The following is a 22,569-nucleotide window of genomic DNA, read 5'->3' as shown; positions in this document are numbered from 1 at the left end:
GGGTGCGGCCGGAGCCTTGCCGCCGCCGGCCGACTCCGGCGGCGGCAAGGCTCCGGCCGCACCCGGCGCCGTCGGCGGGGCCGCCGCGCACACCGCGCCCGCCGCCGAGAAGTTCATCTGGAACTTCAAGTTCAAGGGCGGCCGGGGGACGTTCCGCGGCAACATCCTCGAATGGCTGTACGGCATGCCGTGGCGCGACAACACGGCGAACTACGACCTGGAGACCAGCACCGCGGTCAAGCAGATCAAGTCGACCGACGTGTACGACAAGGTCGGTAACATCGCCCGGTCGGCGACCCGGGATGCGAACACCGCGATCCGGGCCAACCCGAGCGGCACCATGGCCGGCAAGCGATCCCAGGCCGTCATCATCACCGAGACCGACGCTCCGGCCAGCGCCGGAAACGCGATCCGCACGGCCACCAACCCAGGACGCGGGCGGAAGATCCCGGCCACCGCCACGGCGCCGGAGCACGTACGCGGACTGCCGGGCCGGACCGGCATGCTCGGCAAGGGGCTCGGTGTCGTCGGGTTCGGCCTGTCGGCGTTCGCACTGTGGGGCGACTACCAGCACGGCGACTGGGAGATGGGCGTCGGTGACGCGCTCGGCGCGGTCGGCGGTGGCCTGGAGTTGTACGCCATCGCCGTGCCGGGCGCCACGGTCGCCACCGTCAGCGCGATGACCGCTGGGCTGGTGATCGGTGGCATCGGTCTGGCCGCCGTCTCGTACGTCAGTATGAACCGGGCCGCCGAGGCCGGCGACACGCCCGGGGTGGTGGCCGGCGGCGTCGGCATCGGGGCGGGTCTGGCCATCGCCGCGGGTGCCATCGGCATTGCGGCAGGCAGCGTGGTGATTGCTCCGGTCGTGCTCGTGGTCGGCATCGTCGCCGCCATCGGCGTGGGGATCTTCCACGCAGGCCGTTACTTCGACTGGTGGTGACCCAGGTTTCCCGGGGTCACGTCGGCGATACTGTCGCTGTGGAGTACGTGTCCAGAGTGCCGCGACCGCCGCTGGACGGGCTGATCGACGACCTTTACTACCTGGAGGGCGCACCGCCGTACGCCCGGCTGACGCTGCCGGCAAGTCCGGCGGCGTTCCTCATCGTCAACCTCGGGGCACCGTTTCGCATTCGTGCCGGCACCGACGTCGAGACGGCCGAGTACGCCGACGGCTGCGTGGTCACCACGCCCACCCGCGCGTTCGAGTTCGGCTACCCACTCGGGACCCGGTCCGTCGGCGTGCACTTCAAGCCGTGGGGGCCGGCACCGTTCCTGCCGATGCCCGCAGCGGAGTTGTGTGACCGGCCGGTGACGATCGAGCAGGTCTGGGGCCGACCCGCCGTTGCTGAGCTGCGAGACCGGCTGGCTACGGCCGAAGGACCTCACGAGATGCTGACGCTGCTCGAGGAGGAGCTGATGCGACGGCTGGGCGACGCGGCCGGCCTGGGGCTGGTCCGCCGTACGAGCCGCATCATCGCCGCGGCCAGTGGGGCGGTGGCGATCGACGACCTGAGAGTTTCCGCCGGTGTCAGCAGCACTCACCTGGCACAGCGGTTCAAGGAGCTCATCGGCGTCACGCCGAAGCGGTTGGCCCGTACCTACCGCTTCGCCGCCACCGTGCTTTCGATCAACCCCGCCGAACCGATCGACTGGGCCGACCTCGCCGGTGGCGCAGGCTACTTCGATCAGGCCCACTTCGGCCACGAGTTCCGGGCCTTCACCGGGCTCACACCGACACGGTACGTCGAAGTCAGGCGGCGGTTCCTGCGCGAACATCCCGGCCACGTGCTGGACGGCTGGCCGCTACCGACCGATTGATTTCTTACAAGAGTGACAGCCCACGAAAATCTAGCCTGAGGGCATCCCAAGCAGAGGAGCGCGCCGGTGGGCAAAGTAGTCATGTACAGCTCGGTGTCGGCGGACGGCTTCATCGCGGACGAGAACGACCAGCCCGGACCGCTGTTCGACTGGTTGACCAGCGGTGACGTCCCGCTGGACGAGAGCGGCACGTTGAAGGTGTCACAGACGTCCTACGACTACACCCGGCCGTACTGGGACCGGATCGGGGTGACAATCGCCGGCCGTCACGTCTTCGACATGACGGCCGGCTGGGACGGGAAGCCTCCGAGCGGAATCGACCACGTGGTCGTCGTGACGCACCGGCCGAAGCCCGAGGGCTGGGACCCGAAGGCGCCGTTTCACTTCGTCGACGGCGTCAAGGCAGCCGTGGCCACGGCGCAGGAGCTCGCGGGCGACCGCATCGTCGAGGTCGCCGCTGGCGACGTCGGCGGCCAGGTGCTTGCCGCGGGCCTGGTCGACGAGGTGCGCATGGACGTCGTACCCGTGGTGTTCGGGTCCGGCAAGCGCTACTTCGGGTCGGTCCACGCGCAGCACCTGTTGGAGGATCCTGACGTGGTGATTCAGGGCAACCGGGTGCTTCACCTGCGCTATCGGGTGCGCCGTTGACCGGTCTGAGCGGCCTGGCGGGCGTTGAGCAGGCCGCCGTCCAGATGGAAGACGCTGTGACCGGGGCGGGGTGCGTCGCCGCAACCCGCCCCGGATCAGGTCAGAGTTGCCGGTAGTAGACGGCCACCGGCAGCGGCGTGCAGCCCAGTGCTTCGTACAGGGCTCGGGCGGGCGCATGGAATCCGTCTCCGCCCGTGCCGATCATGACGACCTCGGCGCCGAGTTCCCGCATCGCGGCGAACGCATGCTCGCACAGCACGGTGCCCGTGCCGAGCCGGCGGTGCTCCGCGGACACGGCGAGGATGGTGACGCTGGCATTTCGACACTCGGGCTCTACCGCCCAGGCCACGTAACCGGCGATGGCGCCGTTGATCTCGGCGACCGCAACGTACCGGTGCTCGGCCGGGTCATGGAGCTCGGCAACCTGCTTGACGTAGTCGTCGCGCCACTTGCCGTGCTGGTTGGCGAAGACGACCTCGCCCACGAGAGGGCGGAACGAGTCTTCGTAGAACGGTCCGAACGTCTCGATGGTCAGTTCGGTGAGCCGGGCCAGGTCATGCTGAAGAAACGAGCGGATACGCATGTGAGTGTGCCTCTCGAGCTGAGGTTCTGAAAACCAACAAACGGGCATCAGATGGCCAGCCGGCGGCCGGAACGGCGGCGAGCCGACCCTCAGTGGCGGGTACGCCAAGCGGCGAAGCAACTCATGACAGGAATCCTACGGGGCGCTGCAATCGCATTCGTGGCACGGCGTATCCGCCAAAGCCGCGTATAGCCGTGCTGCTCAGGCATGGCTACAGGCTCCCGGACTCCGGCCAGTTGGACCAGTGCGTGTTGGGCTGCATGTCTGGTGCGTATCGTCCCACGTCTCCTGTCGTCAGCACGTCGGCGAGCTGGCGGAAGGTCTCTGACTGACTGGGAAGCGTGTCCTGGAGAAGGTATGGATGGTGCCACTGATCCAAGCGAATGATCTCTGGGATGTCGGCCGGGATGCGCCGCCGTAGCTCGACTTCGTCGGCGAGCAGCAGCTCCCGGTGGTCCGGGACGAGCCGGCGAAGCACGTCGACCAGTTCCTCGCCCCGCTCGGCGGCGACCGTGATCCGCCGCCCACGTACCACGATCGGCCCTCCGTCATAGATCTCAGGCTCGTCAATGTCCTCGATCTCGTCCCAGTTGTCGATCCGGTCGAGGATGTCCTCGCTGGTGTAGCCAGACTCGCCCTCGGTCAGACAGTTACCGAAGACGTGAAGGACGTCGGTGAGGTTGCCGGCCCTGGGGGAGTATCCCAACACCTCGACGATGAGCGCCCACCGCTGCGCGTCACGGTAGGCGTGAAGTCGGGCGTCGACCGCGTAGTAGTAGCAGTGGCCCAGGTCCGGAAACGTGAAGTCTGCGGCCGCGGTGTCGAGCTGGTCGAGGATCTCGGCGGAACGCATGGTCGTGCAGTGTAGCCACGGCTTCTCCACCGGGTTCGGTGCGCGTATCTGCCGCGAATCCGGCGTCACTTCTCAGCGTTCAGCGACGGACCGGCCGGCTGTGCCGAGCGGTAGGCGCGTGCGACCGTTGACGATGTGGCGGCCAGGTGCGGACGGGACGGCACCCAGATGGTCTGCATGCCGAGTCGCTCGTTCATCGCAGCGAGTTGGTACTCGTAGCGGAAGTCCGCAGCCGTGCGCACGCCACGGACGATGACCGTGGCACCGCGGCGCAGGCAATAGGCAGTGGTCAGGCCGGTCGAGGTGTCCACCTCGACATTGCCCCAGGCTGCCGGCATGGCCTCGCGCACGCGCCCGGCCCTGGCCGTGGCCTCCGAGGTTGGTTGCTTGTCGGCGTTCACCGCCAGCAACACGATGACCCGGTCGAACATCACCCGAGCACGGGCCACCAGGTCGCGGTGCCCCGAGGTGAACGGATCGAACGTACCGGGATAGACGGCCAACGAACCACGTACCGGCGCCGCTTCACGATCCGACGTGGCCGTCACCGCGACTCCCACCCCATGGCCACCATCATCGCAGCCGTACGTCTGCTGCCCAACCATGGCTTTGGCTTCGCACCCGCGGTGGAAATCGTCGACGCGGGCTGGGGCTGCCCAGGACCGGGGAGCAGGCAAGCAGGACCTGGTCCCAGATACGCTGCCAGGGTGCAGATCGACTTGGTTGCCCTGATTGTCGACGAGTACGACCCCGCAATCGCGTTCTTCACCGACGTACTCGGCTTCGACCTCGTCGAGGACTCCCCATCGCTGACCAATGACGGTCGACCCAAGCGGTGGGTGGTCGTTCGGCCGCCGGGTGCCCAGACCGGGATCCTGCTCGCTCGCGCCGACGGAGAAGTCCAACGCGCCGCAATCGGTAACCAGCTAGCTGGCCGAGTGGGCTTCTTCCTCCGCGTCGACGACTTCGACGCCGCCTACCGGCGGATGGTCGAGGCCGATGTCACCTTCGTTCGGGAGCCGCGGACCGAGCCCTATGGTCGGGTCGCGGTCTTCCTCGACATCGCCGGCAACCGGTGGGACCTTCTCGGGGCCAGCTGACGTAGCGCACCTCCGTCTGGTCCCGTCCGGTCAGGCTGGGCCGTTGACCAGCGGGTCGTGGACCCGGCCGAGGAACAGCGGTACGCCGGTGAGCCGGTCGTGGATGACGTACAGGAATGGCCGGTTGACGAAGAACTGCGGCCCTTGCGGGATCGACGGCGGCCGGACGATGACGGCCGACGCGGCTGCGGCCTCGGTACCCTTCTCGTCCACCGCGATGAACGTCTCGTGCACCACGTCGTCGATGCACAGGGCCGGTTCGGTGCTCATGCCGCTGAAATCGGCCTGTGACGTGAATGCCGTGGGCATGCCGAGGCTGCTCAGCGCGGCACCCAGCTCGGCCGGCAGACGGAACGTCCACCGGGGCAGGCGCAGTTCGACGTCGGTGATCCGGAATCCGGTCAGCAACGCGCCCAGCCAGGTCGCATCGAGGCTCGCCTCGACCGCGGTGAGGTCGTCCCGGGTCGGCATGACGATGGCCATGGCAAGCCCGTCGCCCGCGTACGGCACGTCGACAGCGCGCCACCCGTCCCCCTCGAGGTAACCCATCCGGTCGAACGGACCACGCATGATCGGGACGTCGACAACAGTTCCGTCGTCCCTTGTGAACGGTGCCACCGCCGTGGTCGCCACGGTGAACGGGTACTTCCAGGCCGCCTTGAGGTAGATCGCGTTGGTCAGTATCAGGCTGGTGTTGGGGCTCACGGCGTCGGGTTGCAACAGCTCCGGAATCTTCGCGTTGGTCCGATCGGACACCCAGGTGTTGATCTCCTGGCGGGCCACCTCCGGCGCGCGGCGAAAGTCGACCGGTCGCGGCGTGGCGCCGTAATAGCCGGCCAGGGCGTCCCGGAACCCGGGTCGCAGACAAAGATCGAGTCGTGTCCACAGCGCATTGGCCGTGGTCAGCCGAGGCTGCTTGACACCATCACCGTCCTGGTAGCGGCCGGCGAGCGTCTGCTCGACGGTGTTGAGCCCGCTGTCGAGCGCGCGGGGGCGCGGATGCGGCGCGTGGAGCACCGCGTCCATCTCGTCCGCCGTGGTCGAGCTGGCGCCCGCCCTGGTCATCGCGAGCGCGAGCCCGACCGAGTACGGCGCGCACACCACATTGCCGCCTGCCCGGGTCGCCGCCACCGTGCGGTAGAGGTCGGCCGTGAAGCCGCTGACGGCGGTAGCGGCGGCCTGCATCGTGGCCGGGTCGGCCGGTACGCGGTCCACAGCCGTCGAGGTGGACGGCGGACCGAGCCAACGGGGACCACCTGGGGCGGCGGTGAGGGCAGCGGCCGCAAGCGGGACCGCCCGCAGAACGGATCGACGCGAGACCATGTATCGAGGTTAGAGCAGCACCCCGGAAACCCACCAGGCGCAAACCCAAATTCATCGAAACTCGGCAATGTCTGTCACTCGTTCGTTGAAAAGCGGGAGACACCACAAATCGCTGTCCGGCTTGCTACTCGTACCGGTACTTCAGTGAGTCTGCCTCGGCCTTCTCGATGTCAGCGATCGTCAGCTCGGGCATTCTAAGCTGGGCCAGCGTCACCTCGGCCGAGGTCGGCTGGGCGTCCGCCGGCAGCCACTGCTCGGGCTTCCAAGCCCCGCCGCGCAGCAGCGCCTTGGGGCAGTGCGGGTAGACCTCATCGATCCCCACCACCAGGGCACTGGCCGGTGGCTTGCCCACGGCGGTCAGCTGCGACAGCAGTTCCGGGCGAGTGGAGACGCAGGCCCGGCCGTTCACCCTGAGCGTCGTGGTGCGCCCTGGGATGATGAACAGCAGCCCGGCCCGCCCGGTGGCGACGACGTTCTGCAGGCTGTCCAGACGCTTGTTGCCGGTGGCGTCCGGTATTGCCACCGTTCGGGCGTCCAGGACGGCGACGAAGCCGGCAGGGCCGCCGCGCGGGGAGACGTCGCAGTTGCCAGTGGTGTCCACGGTGGCGACCAGGACCAGCGACGAGCAGCCGATCAACCGCCGGGTCTGCTCGGTGAGCTCGGTCATCTGCTTCCGCACGGCCGCGTCGCTGGGGAGTTCGTAGGCCCGGCGCAGCGCCTCCTGGTCGGGCACGGCGTCGAGGCGCAGCGAGTCGAAGGCACTGGCGGCAAGGACTGGCGTCATGCATCGACACTAATCCACCCCCGCCGGGCGGCTTTGCGGGCCGCGGCGTGGCATGCCGGCGGCCTTGCCCAAATCATCTTAGTCATTAAGATATCCGTGTGAGCAAATCGACGGATTTCTCGGTGGCGATCGCCGGCGCAGGCCTCTCCGGCCTCTGCCTCGCCCAGTACCTGATGCGCGCCGGCATCGACGTGCACGTCTACGAGCGGGACCCGGGCCCCTTCGTCCGGCGGCAGGGCTACCGGATCATTCTCGACCGGTACGGCATCGAGGCGCTGCGCGAGAGCCTGCCGCGCTCGCTGTACAACCTGGCGCTGACCACCGGCGACGAGCCCGGCGGGCACCTGCGCTTCACCGACAGTCGGCTGCGGGACGCGTTCACCATCACCTTCAAGGACGAGCCGCATGCGACCCGCCAGGTCGACCGGCTGACCCTGCGGTCGATCCTGCAGTCCGGGCTGAACGGGCGCATCCACTACGGCAAGGACGCCGTCGCGGTGGACAGCGGCGACCCGGCAGGGCCGCGGCTGCTGTTCTCCGACGGCGGGGCCGCCTCGGCAAGCGTCGTCGTGGGCGCGGACGGCGTCGGCTCGGCGCTGCGCGCGCAGATCATGCCGGACGCGGACCCGGCGAACACCCCGATGGCGGGCATCTACGGCCGGTCGCCCCTTTGGCGCAACGGCGAGAGCATCATCCCGGACGCGCTGCGTACCAGCGGGGTCCTGGCCATTGCCGACCGGCCGGGCCGCGCCTTCTTCTTCACCTCCATGCGGTTCGGCGAGAGCCCGCCGGAGGCGTTCGCCCGCCTGGCCCCGGGCAGCTATGCGCCCACCGGCGACGACTACGTCATGTGGGGACTGCTGCTCCGGCAGGAGGAGGTGCCCACGGGCATCCGGGGTGACCTGCTGGCGCTGTGGAGACTGGCCTCCGGGATGAGCATGGATTTCCACCCGGTCATCCGGCGACTGGTCGGCACGGCCGAGCTGGACGCCACGGTGCTCAACCTCTTCGCCACCGGCCAGCGCCCGCGCCGGTGGGCGGTGCCCCGGGCGACGATGATGGGCGACGCCGTGCACGTCATGCCGCCGTTCGGCGCGCACGGCGGCAACACCGCGCTGCGTGACGCCGCCCTGCTCGGCCACAAGCTGGTCGAGGCCCGGGCCAGCGGCACACCGGTGGAGGAGGCGATCGCCAGCTACCAGGACGAGATGGTGCCCTACGCCTTCCGTGCCGTCGACACCGCCGCCAGGCTGATGCGCCGACTCACCGGGGGAGCGGCCGCACCCCACTGGGTGCTGACCCGCGTGTTACCTCGGCTGCATCGGGTCACCGTGCCGGAGGGATGATTGCGGGTATGCCCCACGAGCCGGCCCGTGCGTCCGCGATCGCCGACCTCATGCGCGCCGGGCGGGAGATGTCGCGGCTGTCCATGGTGTTCCGGTACGCCATCGCAGAGCGGCTGAGCCTCACCGTGAGCGACCTGGAGTGCCTGGACTATCTGGCCGACGTCGGATCCGCCACCGCGGGGCAGGTCGCCGAGCGGACGAACCTCACCACCGGTGCGGTGACCAGCATGCTCCGCCGACTCCAGCAGGCGGGCTACGTGACCGCCGAACGCGATCCGGCGGACCGGCGGCGGCTGATCGTCACCCTGCGGCCGGAGCGGTCCGCCGAGTTGAAGCAACCGTACGAGCAGTTCGCCGAAGGGGCCGAGCGACTCATCGAGGGCTACAGCGTGGAGGAGGTCCGGCTGCTGGTCCGGCACTACGACCGCATGCAGGCGATGTACCTCGCCGAGTTGGACCGTCTGCGCCGCGGCGAGACCGCGTAGCGGTCTGCCTGAGCTGTTGTCGGCCTGGTGGGGCATTGTCCGGGCAAGGCAGGCACAATGCGGCGGTGTCAGATTTCGCTGAGCCGCTCGGCTACCGCCTCATCACCGGACCCGATGACGCCGAGTTCTGCAAACGCGTGAGCCTCCTTCTCGACCAGGGTTATCAGCTGCACGGGTCGCCGGCGCTGACCTTCGACGGCGAACGCGTCGTCGCCGCTCAAGCGTTGGTGCTGCCGCACTCCATCGGCTCCGCGCGACCGTCAGCGGAAGGCGTCGATGTTGCGCGTGGCCCAGGCGGCGAAGGGGCGTGGTGATCGGCCCAGGACCTCGGAAACGTCCGGGCTGATCCGCTGTTCGGCTTCGGTCGGCGTACCGAGGATCGCCAGCGTCCCCTCGACAACCGGCGGCGGCATGAACCGCAGCATCTGCTCGCGGGCTTCGTCGGGCGTCTGGTCCACGAACTCGATCGGCTCGCCGAGCGCGGCGGCGAGATCGGCGACCCGTTCGCGTGGCGTGCGCAGGACCGGGCCGGTCAGTTCGTAGGTACGGCCATCGTGCGAGCGGTCGAGGAGCACGGCGGCCGCCACTTCGGCGATGTCGGCCGGGTCGATCACGGGCAGACCGACGTCGCCGAACGGTGCGGCCACGGTCCGCCTGCCCCGGACCGGTTCGGTCCAGGCAAAGGAGTTGGAGGCGAAGCCGCCGGGGCGAAGGATCGTCCAGTCGAATTCGGATCGGCGGACGAGGTCCTCGATGGCGCGCAGCGGCGCGTGTGACGGCGAGTCCGGTCGTGTGGCGACCGCCTGCGAGGACTGGAGCACAACGCGCTTCAGGCCGCCGGCTGCGGCGACCCGCAGGATTTCGCGCATGTCGAGGTGGGCTCCGGCGCCCTCCACGAGCAGGTACAGCGCCTCGGCGCCGACCAGCACCGGGCGCAGGCTCTCCGGCTGCTCGAGGTCCGCGCGATGGTGGCGGATGCCCTCTGGTACGGCGCCCGGACGTTGCCCCCGGGACACCGCCGTCACCGCGGCACCCGAGGCCGCGAGGGTTGACGCGAGCGTACGGCCGACGTTTCCGGTTGCTCCTACCACGACAAACATGTCTGGGTCTCCAGTCCGACCGTGTCGTTCGCACGGCCGAAGAAGACGCTAATAGCGCCGATATAGTAGGTACCTAGAGGATAGTAATGCGTTTGTGACGGGGGCCACATGAAGCAGTCGACAGATCCCGAGTTGGCCTGCCCGGTCGCGCCGGTTGTCGACATCGTCTTCAGCCGGTGGACCACACCGATCCTGTGGGCACTGAACGAGTACGGTCGGCAGCGCTTTGTCGAGTTGGAGCGCCGACTGACGAGCATCACGCCGAAGGTGCTCACGCAGCGGCTTCGCCAACTCGAACGTGACGGGCTCGTGTCACGCACCTACCACGCCGAGGTGCCTCCCAGAGTCGAGTACGAGATCACCGAGTTGGGCGCCAGCCTGGGCCCGCTCTTCGCGCACCTGGCCACGTGGGCCGACGCCAGCCTCGGAGAGGTCGAACGCGCACGGCGCGCCTACGACGCCCAGCGATGAGGCCGCGGAGGACATGCTGCGGGCCGGCCGCTCCGAGGCCGTCGCGCAGGGCATGCTCGACATGGCCGTGGCCATGACGCCATTCCGGTCGGCGTGTCGATGCGGACGGCCCGCGTCCGGCTTCGCCTGATGGCGGTTGCGCCGAGCGCGGGCCGAGGGTCCGCACCCGGGCGGTCACCTCCTCCGTCGGTATCGGGCCGGTCCTGACGTTCGTTCGCGCGTCAGGAGCGACCTCGCGCGGACGGCGGACTGATGCAGCCACGGGCGTGGCCAGCGATGCTCTCGCCCCAACGGCGGCCGACGACCCGAGGACCTGCCGGAGTGGCCGGTCACGAGGATCGGGTGCGCATGCTGGCCCGGGAAGCCGGCGCCGTAGGCGACCAGGGATCTGTTGTGGACGAGTCCGCCGTCGACCGTGATGCGGAACGGCCGGTCGCCGATGCCGGAATCGCAGTGGACGCAGCCGAGTGCGAGCAGGGGAAGCCCGGTGCGCCCGACGGGCCAGGGCAGCGCGGTATGAGGACGCGTAGACATGATCTCTCCAAAGACCTGATGGAAGGCATGGGAACGAACCGACGGCGACGTCGGCAACCCAGGCGCGGGGAACGTGTCAGGTCTAGAGAGCAGGCGGTGTCACGCGGGATGAGGTCCTCTCGTGAATGCGTCGGAGGTGGATACCTCGTTGCACGGTAGATCGGATCGGGTCGGCGAGGCCATTCATTTCGGCGCGGTGTCGGGGCAGTCGCCGGTCACCACCAAAGCCGTGATCCGGGAAGTCGGTGAGGGGAAATCGGCGAAACGTCGGCATTGGCGCGTGGTGAACGACGGCTATCCCGGGCGGGGGTCCTGCGTCGATCATTGCCCGAGGATAGATGCGAGTCACTCTCACCTCCTGGTGGAACGCCCGGGCGCGGAGGGCGAGACGTCGGCACCGGAAGCCGGGCGTGACCGAACGGCCCGACTCCGCGTCCCCGGAGGATCGCCATGCCCCGTCCCGCTTTCCGTAACCGGCTCGCGGCGTTCACCGCCGCCGTCCTGACCGCGAGCGTCCTGACGGTGACCCCGCCGTCACCGGCGCTGGCCGCCGCGACGTTCGCCGCCAACGACTACTGCCTCGGCCAGTGTGCCGACATCCTGCCCCCCGGGCAGAACGGCAACGCCACGCTGGTCGCCATCCTGGCGCACCAGGCGCTCGGCACCCGCCCCGCGCACTCCAGCGACCAGCTCGACGAGTACGCGAACCTGGTCTACAACTACGCCGGGCTGACCGACGAGCAGATCGCCCACTTCTACAACGACGCCTCGTTCGGTGTTCCGGCGGCACAGGTGGAGAGCACCGTCTCGCCGCGATCGGACGTCACCATCGTGCGGGACAAGGCCACCGGCGTCCCGCACGTCACCGGCACCACCCGCGCCGGCACCATGTTCGGCGCCGGCTACGCCGGAGCCCAGGACCGGCTCTGGGTGATGGATCTGCTGCGGCACGTCGGTCGTGGCAACGTCACCTCGTTCGCCGGCGGCGCGCCGGGCAACCGGGAGCTGGAGCAGAGCGTCTGGGCCAACTCGCCCTACACCGAGGCGGACCTCCAGGCCCAGGTGGACGCGTTGCGCACCAAGGGCGCCCGGGGTCAGCAGCTCTACACCGACGTGGTCGACTACATCGCCGGCATCAACGCCTACATCGACAAGTCGATCGCCGACGACAACTACCCGGGCGAGTACGTGCTCGCGGGCGCGGGTAAGCCGAAGCACTTCACCATGACCGACCTCATCGCCACAGCCGGCGTGATCGGCGGGCTCTTCGGCGGGGGCGGCGGCAGCGAAATCCAGTCCGCGCTGGTCCGGGTGGCCGCCCGCGCCAAGTACGGCGTCACCGAGGGCGACCGGGTGTGGGCGGCGTTCCGCTCGCAGAACGACCCGGAGACCGTGCTCACCCTGCACGACGGACAGAGCTTCCCGTACGGGGCCACGCCGCCCGGCGCGAGCAGCGCGGTGCTCCCCGACGCCGGCTCGGTGGTCGCCGAGCCCTTGGCGTACGACGCCACCGGCGGGGCCGCCGCCCGCACCGGTGCCAGCACCGCCACCCAGGGGCTGATCGGCGGCCTGGCCAACCTGCGCGCGCACGGCATGTCCAACGCGGTGGTGGTCTCCGGACGGCACACCACCACCGGCAACCCCGTCGCCGTGTTCGGGCCGCAGACCGGCTACTTCGCGCCGCAGCTGCTGATGATTCAGGAGTTGCAGGGGCCGGGCATCAGCGCTCGCGGCGCCGCGTTCGCCGGGCTCAACCTCTACGTGCTGCTCGGCCGGGGCCAGGACTACGCGTGGAGCGCCACCTCCGCCTCGCAGGACCTCACCGACACGTACGCGGTGCCGCTGTGCACCACCGACGGCAGCGCCCCGACGCTGCGCACCAACCGCTACCTCTACCACGGGCAGTGCCTCGCCATGGAGGCGCTGGAGCAGCGCAACTCCTGGTCGCCGACGCTGGCCGACTCCACCCCGGCCGGCTCGTACACGCTGCGCGCGTTGCGCACGAAGTACGGGCTGGTTTCCTACCGGGGCCTGGTGAACGGGCAGCCGACCGCGTTCACCAAGCTGCGCTCGACCTACCGGCACGAGGCCGACTCGGCGATCGGCTTCCAGGCCTTCAACGACCCGTCGGCGATGGGCAGCGCGGCGGCGTTCCAGGCGTCCGCGGCCAGCGTCGGGTACGCGTTCAACTGGTTCTACGTCAACTCGACCGAGGCGGCGTACGTCAACTCCGGCTCGAACCCGGTCCGTCCGGCCACCGCCGATCCGAACCTGCCCACGAAGGCCGAACCGGCGTACGAGTGGGCCGGCTGGAACCCGGACACCAACGACGCCACCTACACCCCGGCGTCGACGCATCCGCAGTCGGTCAACCAGGACTACTACGTCAGCTGGAACAACAAGCAGGCGCGGGACTTCGGGGCGGCGGACGGCAACTTCAGCTTCGGCTCCGTACACCGGGCTCAGCTGCTCGACGGCCCGGTGCGCGCCGCGATCGCCCAGCGCAAGCTCGGCCGCGCCGACGTCGTCAAGATCATGGCGGATGCGGCGGTGACCGACCTGCGCGGTCAGCAGGTTCTCGGCGACCTGCTGCGGGTGCTGGACAGCACGCCGGTCACGGATCCGACGCTGGCCGACGCGGTGGGCAAGCTGCGCGCCTGGCAGCAGGCCGGGGCCCGCCGGGTGGAGACGTCCCCCGGCTCCAAGGTCTACCAGCACGCCGACGCCATCCGGATCTTCGACGCCTGGTGGCCGCTGCTGGCCTCGGCGCAGTTCCGTCCCGGCCTCGGGCCGGACCTCTACGCCGCGCTGGTCGACGCCATCGAGGTGAACGAGGCGCCGTCGGGCGGCCAGAACGGCGGACGCGACGGCGCCGCGAGCTGGGCGTTGCAGGGGCAGGCGCACAAGGGCTCGTCGTTCCAGTACGGCTGGTGGGGCTACGTCGACAAGGACCTGCGGACCGTACTCGGCGACCCGGTGGCGGGTGGGCTGGGCCGCTCGTACTGCGGCAACGGCAACCTCGGCGCGTGCCGGCAGGCCCTGCTCGACGCGCTCGGCCAGGCCGCCGCGGTGCCGGTCACCACTGTCTACCCCGGAGACAAGTCCTGCGGCGCTGGCGACCAGTGGTGTGCCGACTCGATCGCCCAGTCCGGGCTCGGCGGCATCACCCACCCGGTGATCGCCTGGCAGAACCGCCCCACCTACCAGCAGGTCGTCTCGTTCCCGGCGCGCCGGGGCGACGACGTCACCAACCTGGCGCAGGGCCGTCCGACCACCGCATCGAGCACGCAGTTCCTGACCAGCCACACGCCGGACAAGGCGGTCGACGGCAGCCTCGGCAGCCGGTGGGCCAGCAGTTACAACGACAACCAATGGCTCCGGGTCGACCTCGGGGCGGCCCGCAGCGTCAGCCGGGCCGTGCTGCGCTGGGAAGCCGCGCACGGCACCTCGTACCGGATCGAGGTCTCCGGCGACGGCAGCTCCTGGACGCCGGTGTTCGCCACCACCACCGGCAACGGCGGCGTCGACAACGCCACCTTCGCCCCCGTCACCGCCCGCTACGTGCGGGTGTACGGGGTCAAGCGGGCCACCTCGTACGGGTTCTCGCTCTACGAATTCGAGCTGTACGGCAAGTGACCGCGCACCGGAGGGGTTGGCGGGAATCACGCCAGCCCCTCCGGTGCGCGGTGCGTCGTGGCCGATGCGGGGCCCGGTCAGCGGGTCGGCTCCTCGGACGGCTGCACGAGGAACGACTTGATGTGTTCCAACGCCATGTCCAGAGCGACTTCCATGGGTGCGACGTTGTGCGCGGCGTTTGCCAGCAGGTAGCCACCCTGCAACGCGGCCATCAATCCCGTGGCCAACTTCTCCGGGTCGGCATCCTGGCGCAGTAGGCCGCTGTCGCGCATCCGGTGCAGGCCATCACTGATCAGCCTCTCCCATGCCGCGAACGTCTCCGACAGGGCCGATCGAGCCTGCTCATCCTGATCAGACAGTTCGAGAGTCATCGACCCGAGGCCGCACCCGTACTTGCCGTTGTTCAGCGAGTTGGCCTGGACCAGAGCGTTACGCCACCGGACGAGTCCTGAGAACGATCTGAGTCGTTCGAGCCCTGCGCGTTCACGCTGAAGCACAAGCGCGCCTCGATAACTGACCAAGGCGCGCACGAGTTCCTGCTTGTCGGCGAAGTGGTGGTAGAGCTGAGACTTGCTCGTCTGGCTTGCCTCGCGAATGTCGTCAAGCGTTGTCGCGTTGACTCCGCGCACGAGCATCAGCCGGTTCGCTGCATCGAGGATCCGGTCTCGCGTCGCGATGCCCCGTTGACTGATCCTCCGCCTATTCGTCGGCGCAGCCACCTGCTCGTCGCTCATTTGTCAAGTGTATCCAGCGAACCAGATTGTCCCGGGGAAAACGGGACCTTGGAGTCCATCCGGTGTCATGGCGCATTCACGTGATGGGAAAGCCGCACCCATCAGGCGGACCACTTGTTCGGGCGGGCCACCTCGGCCCGGGCCGGCGCACGGACCCGGGGTCCGCGCGCCGGAGGTGTCAGGCCGTCGCCCGCTTCGGCAGCTTCCACCCGGGGCGGGGGAAGTGGCAGGTGTATCCGTCGGGGTAGGTCTGCAGGTAGTTCTGGTGCTCAGGCTCGGCCTCCCAGAAGTCGCCTGCCGCGGTGACCTCGGTGACGACCTTGCCGGGCCACAGGCCCGAGGCGTCGACGTCGGCGATGGTGTCCTCGGCGACGTGCTTCTGCTCGTCGCTGGTGTAGAAGATCGCCGAGCGGTAGCTGATGCCGATGTCGTTACCTTGGCGGTTCTTCGTCGAAGGGTCGTGGATCTGGAAGAAGAACTCGAGCAGCGCGCGGAAGTCGGTCTTGTCGGTGTCGTAGACGACCTCGATGGACTCCGCGTGGGTGCCGTGGTTGCGGTAGGTGGCGTTCGGGACGTCGCCCCCGCTGTAGCCGACGCGCGTGGACACGACGCCGGGCTGGCGGCGGAACAGCTCCTCCATGCCCCAGAAGCAGCCGCCGGCGAGGATTGCCTTTTCGGTGTTCACATCGTCTCCTTGCTGTCGTCGTGCCAGCGCACCTGGGCACGCGAGTACAGACACTCTCCGGGTCGGCTGTATTCCCGCAGCCTTCACCTTACCTGGACTCCAGAGTCCAGAATACTCGTCTGGTCGGCCACACGTGTCCGCCCCTGATGGCGAGGTTGAACTGGCACTTCCCCAGTGACCCCAGCAGCCACAGCGCGACCCAATAGTGGACTTGACGGACCAGTTTTACCGTAGCTAGGTTCGGGATGTCCGGCGGGGTGCCTCCGGTAGCGACGAGGTGCCCGACTCGCCCGGCGGCGTCGAGTTCGACAGACGTCCCCGCCACTCCCGGTGACATCCTCGCGCCCCAATCGCTACCGGTCAGGGTGGTGTGGCACGACGCCGAGGCTTGGCGTCGCCAATGCTGGGAAACGGAAATGTGCTCCTCGTGCCAGTGCAGACGAGGGCTGGATACACGGAGGTACCTGATGAAGGCGATCGTGGTGACGGACGAGGCTGCGGGAACGGCCGGGATGACGCTGATGGAGCGGCCTGACCCGGAACCGGCCCTCAACGACGTCGTCGTTCAGGTTCATGCGTCAGGGTTCGTCCCGACCGAATTGGCGTGGCCCTCGACCTGGACCGATCGCCTCGGCCGTGACCGGACGCCGTCGATCCCCGGGCACGAGTTGGCCGGAGTGGTCAGCGCCCTCGGGTATGGCACGACGGGACTGTCGGTGGGGCAGCGGGTGTTCGGCCTCACGGACTGGACCCGCGACGGCACCCTGGCGGAGTATGTGGCCGTCGAGGCGCGCAACCTTGCGCCGCTGCCCGGCGACGTCGACTTCGCGGTGGGCGCGAGCCTGCCGATCTCTGGCCTGACCGCCTGGCAGGGGCTGTTCGAGCACGGCCGCCTTCGGACGGGGCAGAGCGTGCTCGTGCACGGCGCGGCCGGCGCAGTCGGGTCGATGGTGACGCAGCTCGCACGTGAGTTCGGCGCCTACGTCATCGGCACCGGACGCGCTGCCGATCGCCAGACCGCGCTCGACTTCGGCGCACACGAGTTCGTCGACCTCGGCAGCGAGGCCCTGGAAGACGTCGGCGGAGTCGATCTGGTTTTCGACGTCATCGGCGGTGACATCGGGAAGCGGTCGGCAGGCCTGATTCGAGCCGGAGGGACACTGGTTTCCGTCGTCGGGCCGTCCGAGGCGCGGCCCGCGGACGGCCTGGCGATAGATTTCGTCGTGATGCCTGACCGTGCCCAACTGGATGAAATCGTCCAGAGGGTGCGAGGCGGGCGACTGCGGACGAACATCGGCAACGTCGCAGACCTCGACGACGCCGTCGCCGCTCTCAACCCGACCAAGCGGGTCACCGGAAAGACGATCATCCGCGCTCGCTCCTGAGGACTCGGGGGCGCCACCAGGCGCGTGAGTACGGTCTGAAACCACAAACTCGACACAAGTGGTCAGAGCCTCCACGGCGAAACTTCCCGTGGAGGCTCTGGGTCACGCCAGCAGGCAACCGGGACGTCAGCCGCAGCAACAGCGAACCGTCGTCCACCTCCTCCGGCCGATAGGAGATCACGAGGCTGGGACCATGCGACTGCTGTCGGGAGGTGACGAACAGCAGGAACTCCAGGGTCACCTCGTCGGCCCAGTGAGCGTCCTCGAGCACGAGAACGTCGACACGCAGAGCCCGCAGCAGCTCCTCCAGAGCGCGGAACAGGCGATGCCGCGCCGCCTTCGCATCGTCAAGGGGCTGCAATGCCGGCGGCAGGTCCGTGGACCATTCAGGGAACAGGGGCCGTAACGCACCCGCAAGCTCGGTGAGCCGCAATCGCGACAGCGGACGGTCGATCCCACGGAACGCGTCGACGATCGGCCCCAACGTCAGCGACTCGCGAAGCGGTGGGCACACCGACACCAGGGCGGTGCGCTGGTCCGGTGCGGCCAGCCACTCTCGCAGCAGTCGGCTCTTCCCGATCCCCGCCTCGCCCTCGACCAGCACGATCGCCGGGGGCCGGGCCAAGGCGCCCCGAAGCGCCGCCATCTCCCGATCGCGACCCACGAAATGCGGAGTGGAGACGGTCGGTGAGGTCCCGTCGTCCTCGGGCGAGGGGTCGAGCATGCGTGATGATCTCGCTTTTCGCTGCTCGGACACAAGTGCCACAGTGGCGACTCGCGTCACGGGATGCTTCTCGCAGCACGCCCGACCAGTTCTATGACCACGCCGTACGAGTGCAGATCCTCGTTACTGCTCCGGAAAGCGACCGTCGGGCGACTGACGCAGCTGGGGTCAGCGGTTGTTCGCCGATGTTGGCCGCCTGCCACTGGACGGGGTGGCACCCTGAGCACGTGGACTGGGCAGTGAGCCGGGGGAAGCTGGCATCGGGATTACGGTGACTGGTCTCTGATGCGTACCGCGTTGATCGTACTGGCCACGCTGGCGACGGCGGTGGTCGTGGACCTGATCTCTGGCATGCTCGTCCGCCGGGTGGCCCGTGGCCGTTACCAATGGTTGCTGGAGCCGCTGCGGCATGCCTGCCGCCGCCCGGCAGCGGCGCTGCTGCTGGTTGGAGCGCTGTACTACGCGCTGCCGTTGGGTCCGGCGCGGTGGCAGCCTCATCTGCGGCACGTCGTCCTGGTGGCCTTGGTGCTATCCGGGGCATGGTTAGTGATCAAGGCGCTGCACGTCGCCGAGGCGGTCGCGTTCAGTCGGCTGCCGGGCGACGTGGTCGCCAGCCGGCGGGTCCGGCGGGCCCGGACGCAGATTCGTCCCGTGCGGCGGCTCACCGTCGCCGTGGTCACCATCGTCGCGATCGGCCTGATCCTGATCACCTTTCGGCCGGTACGCCTCTTCGGCGTCTCCGTGTTGACGTCGGCGGGGGTGGTCGGCGCGTTGATCGGCCTGTCGGCCCGTACCGCGCTCGGCAACGCGTTCGCCGGTGTCCAGGTCGCGTTCGCCGACGGCCTGCACGTCGGCGACGTGCTGGTGGTGGACGGCGAATGGGGCCGAGTTGAGGAGGTGAAGCTGACCAATGTGGTGATCCGGCTCTGGGACGAGCGGATGCTCATCCTGCCGACCACGTACTTCACCGAGCGGCCGTTTCAGAACTGGACCTGCAACGAGTCCAGAATTGTCGGCAAGGTCCAAATCCATGTCGACCACACCGCCGACCTGGACGACCTACGCCGGGAAGCGCGCCGGCTGGTCGAGTCCTCACCGCTGTGGGATCGCGACCAGTGGGTGCTCCAGATGGTCGACTCCACCCCCCAGACAGCGGTCATCCAGGTGCAGGCCTCGGCCGCCGACCCCGCCAGCGCCTGGGACCTGCGCTGCGACCTGCGCGAGGGACTGGTTCGCTACCTTCGGGACCACCATCCCCAGTGGCTGCCCCGCACCCGCAGTCAGTATCAGCCTTGAATGGGCAGACGCGACGGCCCGCTTACCTCCCGCTGTGGGACTGCCCGCTCTGCTCGTCCCGCCAGCCATCGGGCTGGGGATGATAGCCGTAAGCGGCAGCCCGAACGGTCTCCTCGTTTTCCAGCCCAGAGCCAATCGCGCCGCCGACGGTGGCCAGCGAGCTGGTGATCCAGGCGAGCGTCAGATAGTCGGTGAAGTGGACTGGCCCCTGCAAGGTCTGCTCCAGCACGGATGTGTCGATCAGCAGCGCCGCGGCGAGCACCGTTCCCACGAACAACACCACGTAGGACAGCACCGTGGCCAGAGTGAGGGTGAGGATCGTACCCAGGTTGAACAGCCGTGCCAGCTCAGCCGGCGTCTCGCGGCTCGGTTTCTCCCACAGGTCGTGCGCGACGATCAACCAGGCCACCAGCGCTGTCAGCCCGAGCAGCATGATCACGGCGAGCCGGAGTCCGTCGAGCGCATCACCCATCTGCCAGATGGTGTCCGTGGTGAGCGCGAACGCGGCCGTGCCGAACGCGCCGACCAACAGCTTCGACAGGCCCAGCAGGGCACGCCCCGGACGGTTGGCTCGAACCATGCCGATCAACAGCCGTAACCGGCCGATGAGCCGTGAGGCGACGTAGCACCGCTCACCGGCGTCGGCCTCGCCAACCACCCGGTGGACGGCGGGAACCCGGCTCGCCAGCTCGGCCGGTGCCCAGCCGGCCGGCGGCACCCGCTGGTCGGAAGCCTCGGTCAGCAGCAGGCTCACCAGATCCGGAACGGCGGTGCGGGCCGCTCGCAGCTGGGGCAGTCCCAGCGCGGGCAGGGACACCACCGCGACTCGACGCCGAGCGGAGGTCTGCGCGACCAGTGGCACCCGCTCGGCATGCAGCGGCAGGTCGGTCAGGCAGATTGCGACGTCCCACTGGTCGTCGGCGCGCCGTTGGGCGAGATCATCGAGTAGCGCCTCAACGCCGCCGTCGCGGCGCGGTGCCACTTCGCCCCAACCTTCCCGGACGATCCACCGCACGTCGGCGTTCACCCGCTCGGCGAGCCCGCTGGTCAGCTCGGCGGTGAGCCGCGCGGCCACCCGGGCCGGGTGGTCCGGAGGGGTTGCCACCAGTCCGACGACGATCTCTGGTCGGTCCTGTTCCCTCCGCGTCATCGGTACTCCTCACCGGTAGCCGGGCTCGACGGCGGACAAACCGGGGACCTCACGCGCCGTCGCGGCAGCTCCCCGTGCCGGCTGAGGAGCGGTACCAGGCCGCCGCGAGGAGCGCCCCGACCAGCCCGTACAGCGCCACCGCGACGCACTCGTCGAACCGGGCGCCCCGCCCACGCAGCCTAAGAGGCCACCCCGATCGGTGCAGTGGATTCAGGGGAAGGTGCTCTTGTGGCTCGCCCGAGCTGGGACGGGCCCGGCATGCGCCGCCAAACTCGGCCGGCCGATGCTCCTCGGCATCGTCGTCGGCACCGAGAACCACTGAGGGCGCGGACACCTGATGGGCGGTGACCGGGTCGGGCGGCACCGGCGAGGACGGCGGGGTGACATCCGGGATCTCTGGGAAGCGGGCGGCCGGCGGTATGCGGACAATGGGGGAATGAAGCGAGACGTAAGCCTGATGCGGTTGACCGGGGCGCGGGCCAACGGCGCGGTGGCGACGGGCGCGGCGGCTACCGGAGCGCGGGCTGCGGGGGCGGCCTCGCTCGGCGCCCTCGCCGTGGGGGCGCTGGCCGTCGGGGCCGTGGCCGTCGGGGCGCTGGTCATCGGGCGGCTGGCGATCCGCCGGGCGGTCGTGCGGGAGCTGCGCGTCGGCCGGTTGGAGATCGACGAACTGGTGGTGCGCAGCCGACCCACCGCTGGGGGATGACCTCCGGCGAACTCGGCCGCTGAGCGTTCCCGCCGCAGCCCGCGTCGCAGCCTGGACGAGTCGCAGCGGGCAGGATCGGTGCCTGCCTCATGCCCGCCCGCCGCCGGAGCAGACGACCGAGTGCCGTTCCGATGCCGACCTTCCGAAAGGGAAGCGCCGGGCCCGCGCCTGCCGGAGGACCGGTCGGCGGTAGGCCCGGCGCCGTCACCCGTCAGCGGCCCTGCAGGCGTTTCGCGTTGTCGCCGAAGGTCCAGCCCTTCGACCCGTCCCAGTTCGCCGACCAGGTCATCAGGCCCTTCAGGCCGGGCACGGAGTTCCAGGCCTGCGTGACCAACGACGTCGACATGTAGCCGCCGCCCGCGCCGTTCTGCGCCGGCAGCCCCGGGACCTGCTTGTCGTACGGCACCCGGATGGTGGTGCCCTGAATGGTGAGCCCGTTGTTCAGGCACTGCGTCTGCACCGTGAAGCCCTGCACGGTGCCCGCAGGGTACGAGTCGCCGGCGCAGCCGTACATGCTGCCGTTGTAGTACTGCATGTTCAGCCACCAGAGCCGGCCGTTGTCCACGTACTTCTTGATGATCGGCAGGTACGAGCCCCAGATCGAGCCGTAGACCACGCTGCCGCCGGTGACGTAGGCCGTCTCCGGTGCCATGGTCAGGCCGAAGTTCGACGGCATCCGGGCCAGCACGCCGTCGATGATCCGGATCAGGTTGGCCTGCGACGTGGACAGGGTGTTGATGTTGCCGCTGCCGGTCAGGCCGGTCTCGATGTCGATGTCGATGCCGTCGAAGTGGTAGGCCGTCAGGATCGGCACGATCGTCGCGATGAACCGGTCGGCGACCGCGGCGGAACTCAGGTCGATGCCCGCTGCGGCTCCGCCGATCGACATCAGGATGGTGGCGCCGGCCGCTTTGGCCTGGCACATCTCGGCCGGGGTGGCGACCTTCACGCCGGCGTCCATGCCGTTCTCCCAGAGGACCGTGCCGTCTGAGCGGATCACCGGGAACGCCGCGTTGATCACGTTGTAGCCGTGCTGGTTGAGCCGGCTGTCGGTGATCGGGATCCAGCCGAGGCCGGGGTGTACGCCGTTGGAGGCACCGTCCCAGTTCTCCCAGTAGCCCTGCAACACCTTGCCGGTGGGCCGCGACTTCACCGCGCAGGTCCCACCGGTTGGCGGTGGCGCCGTGGGAGGAGGTGTGGTCGGTGGT

Annotated in this window: 23 protein-coding genes; 12 read left to right on the top strand and 11 right to left on the bottom strand. The window is 69.2% G+C overall.

Annotated features, from left to right (window positions below):
- The 3 genes from DLJ58_RS33735 to DLJ58_RS01670 all read left to right on the top strand — a co-directional run.
- The coding region (locus DLJ58_RS33735; protein ID WP_425271288.1) for a hypothetical protein at nucleotides 1-940 on the top strand (940 nt) is incomplete at its 5' end.
- A 38-nt stretch (nucleotides 941-978) separates the two neighbouring features.
- Nucleotides 979-1,818: a helix-turn-helix domain-containing protein gene (locus DLJ58_RS01675; RefSeq protein ID WP_244218742.1), complete on the top strand. Its 840-nt coding sequence runs from the start codon at nucleotides 979-981 to the stop codon at nucleotides 1,816-1,818.
- Nucleotides 1,819-1,884: 66 nt separating this feature from the next.
- Complete coding sequence (locus DLJ58_RS01670) at nucleotides 1,885-2,466, top strand: dihydrofolate reductase family protein (RefSeq protein WP_124853529.1); 582 nt, start codon at nucleotides 1,885-1,887, stop codon at nucleotides 2,464-2,466.
- 100 nt (nucleotides 2,467-2,566) lie between these two features.
- Here the strand turns inward: DLJ58_RS01670 and DLJ58_RS01665 are convergent, their stop codons facing one another.
- The 3 genes from DLJ58_RS01665 to coaD form a co-directional block, all read right to left on the bottom strand.
- A complete protein-coding gene (locus DLJ58_RS01665) occupies nucleotides 2,567-3,049 on the bottom strand; it encodes a GNAT family N-acetyltransferase (protein ID WP_124853528.1) in 483 nt (160 codons plus the stop codon).
- Nucleotides 3,050-3,260: 211 nt separating this feature from the next.
- Nucleotides 3,261-3,902: a DUF7003 family protein gene (locus DLJ58_RS01660; protein WP_124853527.1), complete on the bottom strand. Its 642-nt coding sequence runs from the start codon at nucleotides 3,900-3,902 to the stop codon at nucleotides 3,261-3,263.
- A gap of 65 nt (nucleotides 3,903-3,967) precedes the next feature.
- Nucleotides 3,968-4,450 carry a pantetheine-phosphate adenylyltransferase gene (gene coaD, locus DLJ58_RS01655; protein ID WP_244218741.1) on the bottom strand — a complete coding sequence of 161 codons (483 nt, stop codon included), beginning with the start codon at nucleotides 4,448-4,450 and terminating at the stop codon, nucleotides 3,968-3,970.
- A gap of 159 nt (nucleotides 4,451-4,609) precedes the next feature.
- Between coaD and DLJ58_RS01650 the strand changes: the two genes are divergently transcribed.
- On the top strand, nucleotides 4,610-5,002 hold the full coding sequence (locus tag DLJ58_RS01650) for a VOC family protein (protein WP_124853526.1): 393 nt from the start codon (nucleotides 4,610-4,612) through the stop codon (nucleotides 5,000-5,002).
- A 30-nt stretch (nucleotides 5,003-5,032) separates the two neighbouring features.
- Here DLJ58_RS01650 and DLJ58_RS01645 read toward each other — a convergent pair whose 3' ends face one another.
- Nucleotides 5,033-6,325, bottom strand: a complete 1,293-nt coding sequence (locus tag DLJ58_RS01645; RefSeq protein ID WP_124853525.1) for a serpin family protein — start codon at nucleotides 6,323-6,325, stop codon at nucleotides 5,033-5,035.
- Between the two features lie 124 nt (nucleotides 6,326-6,449).
- Nucleotides 6,450-7,109 carry an MSMEG_1061 family FMN-dependent PPOX-type flavoprotein gene (locus DLJ58_RS01640; protein WP_124853524.1) on the bottom strand — a complete coding sequence of 220 codons (660 nt, stop codon included), beginning with the start codon at nucleotides 7,107-7,109 and terminating at the stop codon, nucleotides 6,450-6,452.
- Nucleotides 7,110-7,207: 98 nt separating this feature from the next.
- On the opposite strand from DLJ58_RS01640, the gene DLJ58_RS01635 reads away from it, so the two are divergent.
- The 3 genes from DLJ58_RS01635 to DLJ58_RS01625 all read left to right on the top strand — a co-directional run bounded on the left by DLJ58_RS01635 (nucleotide 7,208) and on the right by DLJ58_RS01625 (nucleotide 9,254).
- On the top strand, nucleotides 7,208-8,455 hold the full coding sequence (locus DLJ58_RS01635) for an FAD-dependent oxidoreductase (RefSeq protein ID WP_124853523.1): 1,248 nt from the start codon (nucleotides 7,208-7,210) through the stop codon (nucleotides 8,453-8,455).
- 8 nt (nucleotides 8,456-8,463) lie between these two features.
- The gene (locus tag DLJ58_RS01630; protein WP_244218740.1) at nucleotides 8,464-8,940 is read left to right on the top strand and encodes a MarR family winged helix-turn-helix transcriptional regulator; all 477 of its coding nucleotides are present in this window, start codon (nucleotides 8,464-8,466) and stop codon (nucleotides 8,938-8,940) included.
- Between the two features lie 65 nt (nucleotides 8,941-9,005).
- Nucleotides 9,006-9,254, top strand: coding sequence for a DUF1737 domain-containing protein (locus tag DLJ58_RS01625; RefSeq protein WP_124853521.1), 249 nt, complete (start codon nucleotides 9,006-9,008; stop codon nucleotides 9,252-9,254).
- Here the strand turns inward: DLJ58_RS01625 and DLJ58_RS01620 are convergent.
- A complete protein-coding gene (locus DLJ58_RS01620) occupies nucleotides 9,201-10,040 on the bottom strand; it encodes an NAD(P)H-binding protein (RefSeq protein ID WP_124853520.1) in 840 nt (279 codons plus the stop codon). The two genes, DLJ58_RS01625 and DLJ58_RS01620, sit on opposite strands and share 54 nt — an antisense overlap.
- 108 nt (nucleotides 10,041-10,148) lie before the next feature.
- Here DLJ58_RS01620 and DLJ58_RS01615 point away from each other — a divergent pair, with 108 nt between their 5' ends.
- A complete protein-coding gene (locus DLJ58_RS01615) occupies nucleotides 10,149-10,511 on the top strand; it encodes a winged helix-turn-helix transcriptional regulator (protein WP_124853519.1) in 363 nt (120 codons plus the stop codon).
- Between the two features lie 984 nt (nucleotides 10,512-11,495).
- A complete protein-coding gene (locus tag DLJ58_RS01610; protein WP_124853518.1) occupies nucleotides 11,496-14,681 on the top strand; it encodes a penicillin acylase family protein in 3,186 nt (1,061 codons plus the stop codon).
- Nucleotides 14,682-14,758: 77 nt separating this feature from the next.
- Here DLJ58_RS01610 and DLJ58_RS01605 read toward each other — a convergent pair whose 3' ends face one another.
- On the bottom strand, nucleotides 14,759-15,415 hold the full coding sequence (locus DLJ58_RS01605) for a TetR/AcrR family transcriptional regulator (protein WP_124853517.1): 657 nt from the start codon (nucleotides 15,413-15,415) through the stop codon (nucleotides 14,759-14,761).
- A 178-nt stretch (nucleotides 15,416-15,593) separates the two neighbouring features.
- Nucleotides 15,594-16,100: a peptide-methionine (S)-S-oxide reductase MsrA gene (msrA, locus tag DLJ58_RS01600; protein ID WP_124853516.1), complete on the bottom strand. Its 507-nt coding sequence runs from the start codon at nucleotides 16,098-16,100 to the stop codon at nucleotides 15,594-15,596.
- A 467-nt stretch (nucleotides 16,101-16,567) separates the two neighbouring features.
- Here msrA and DLJ58_RS01595 point away from each other — a divergent pair, with 467 nt between their 5' ends.
- Nucleotides 16,568-17,485, top strand: coding sequence for an NADP-dependent oxidoreductase (locus DLJ58_RS01595; RefSeq protein ID WP_124853515.1), 918 nt, complete (start codon nucleotides 16,568-16,570; stop codon nucleotides 17,483-17,485).
- Here the strand turns inward: DLJ58_RS01595 and DLJ58_RS01590 are convergent.
- Complete coding sequence (locus DLJ58_RS01590) at nucleotides 17,466-18,209, bottom strand: AAA family ATPase (protein WP_244218739.1); 744 nt, start codon at nucleotides 18,207-18,209, stop codon at nucleotides 17,466-17,468. The two genes, DLJ58_RS01595 and DLJ58_RS01590, sit on opposite strands and share 20 nt — an antisense overlap.
- Before the next feature lie 285 nt (nucleotides 18,210-18,494).
- Here DLJ58_RS01590 and DLJ58_RS01585 point away from each other — a divergent pair, with 285 nt between their 5' ends.
- Nucleotides 18,495-19,505, top strand: a complete 1,011-nt coding sequence (locus tag DLJ58_RS01585; RefSeq protein WP_124853514.1) for a mechanosensitive ion channel family protein — start codon at nucleotides 18,495-18,497, stop codon at nucleotides 19,503-19,505.
- A gap of 22 nt (nucleotides 19,506-19,527) precedes the next feature.
- On the opposite strand, the gene DLJ58_RS01580 is transcribed toward DLJ58_RS01585, so the two are convergent.
- A complete protein-coding gene (locus tag DLJ58_RS01580; RefSeq protein ID WP_124853513.1) occupies nucleotides 19,528-20,655 on the bottom strand; it encodes a hypothetical protein in 1,128 nt (375 codons plus the stop codon).
- Nucleotides 20,656-21,091: 436 nt separating this feature from the next.
- On the opposite strand from DLJ58_RS01580, the gene DLJ58_RS01575 reads away from it, so the two are divergent.
- Entirely contained in the window at nucleotides 21,092-21,361 is a 270-nt protein-coding gene (locus tag DLJ58_RS01575) for a hypothetical protein (protein ID WP_124853512.1), read from the top strand.
- A gap of 211 nt (nucleotides 21,362-21,572) precedes the next feature.
- Here the strand turns inward: DLJ58_RS01575 and DLJ58_RS01570 are convergent.
- On the bottom strand, nucleotides 21,573-22,569 hold a 997-nt coding region (locus DLJ58_RS01570; RefSeq protein ID WP_148097965.1), incomplete at its 5' end, for a chitinase.

Origin of the sequence: Micromonospora arida, assembly GCF_003857035.1 — a bacterium.
Classification (GTDB): Bacteria; Actinomycetota; Actinomycetes; order Mycobacteriales; family Micromonosporaceae; genus Micromonospora; species Micromonospora arida.
Note: the sequence above shows the minus strand (reverse complement) of the source record. Positions and strands in the feature narration are given on the sequence as shown.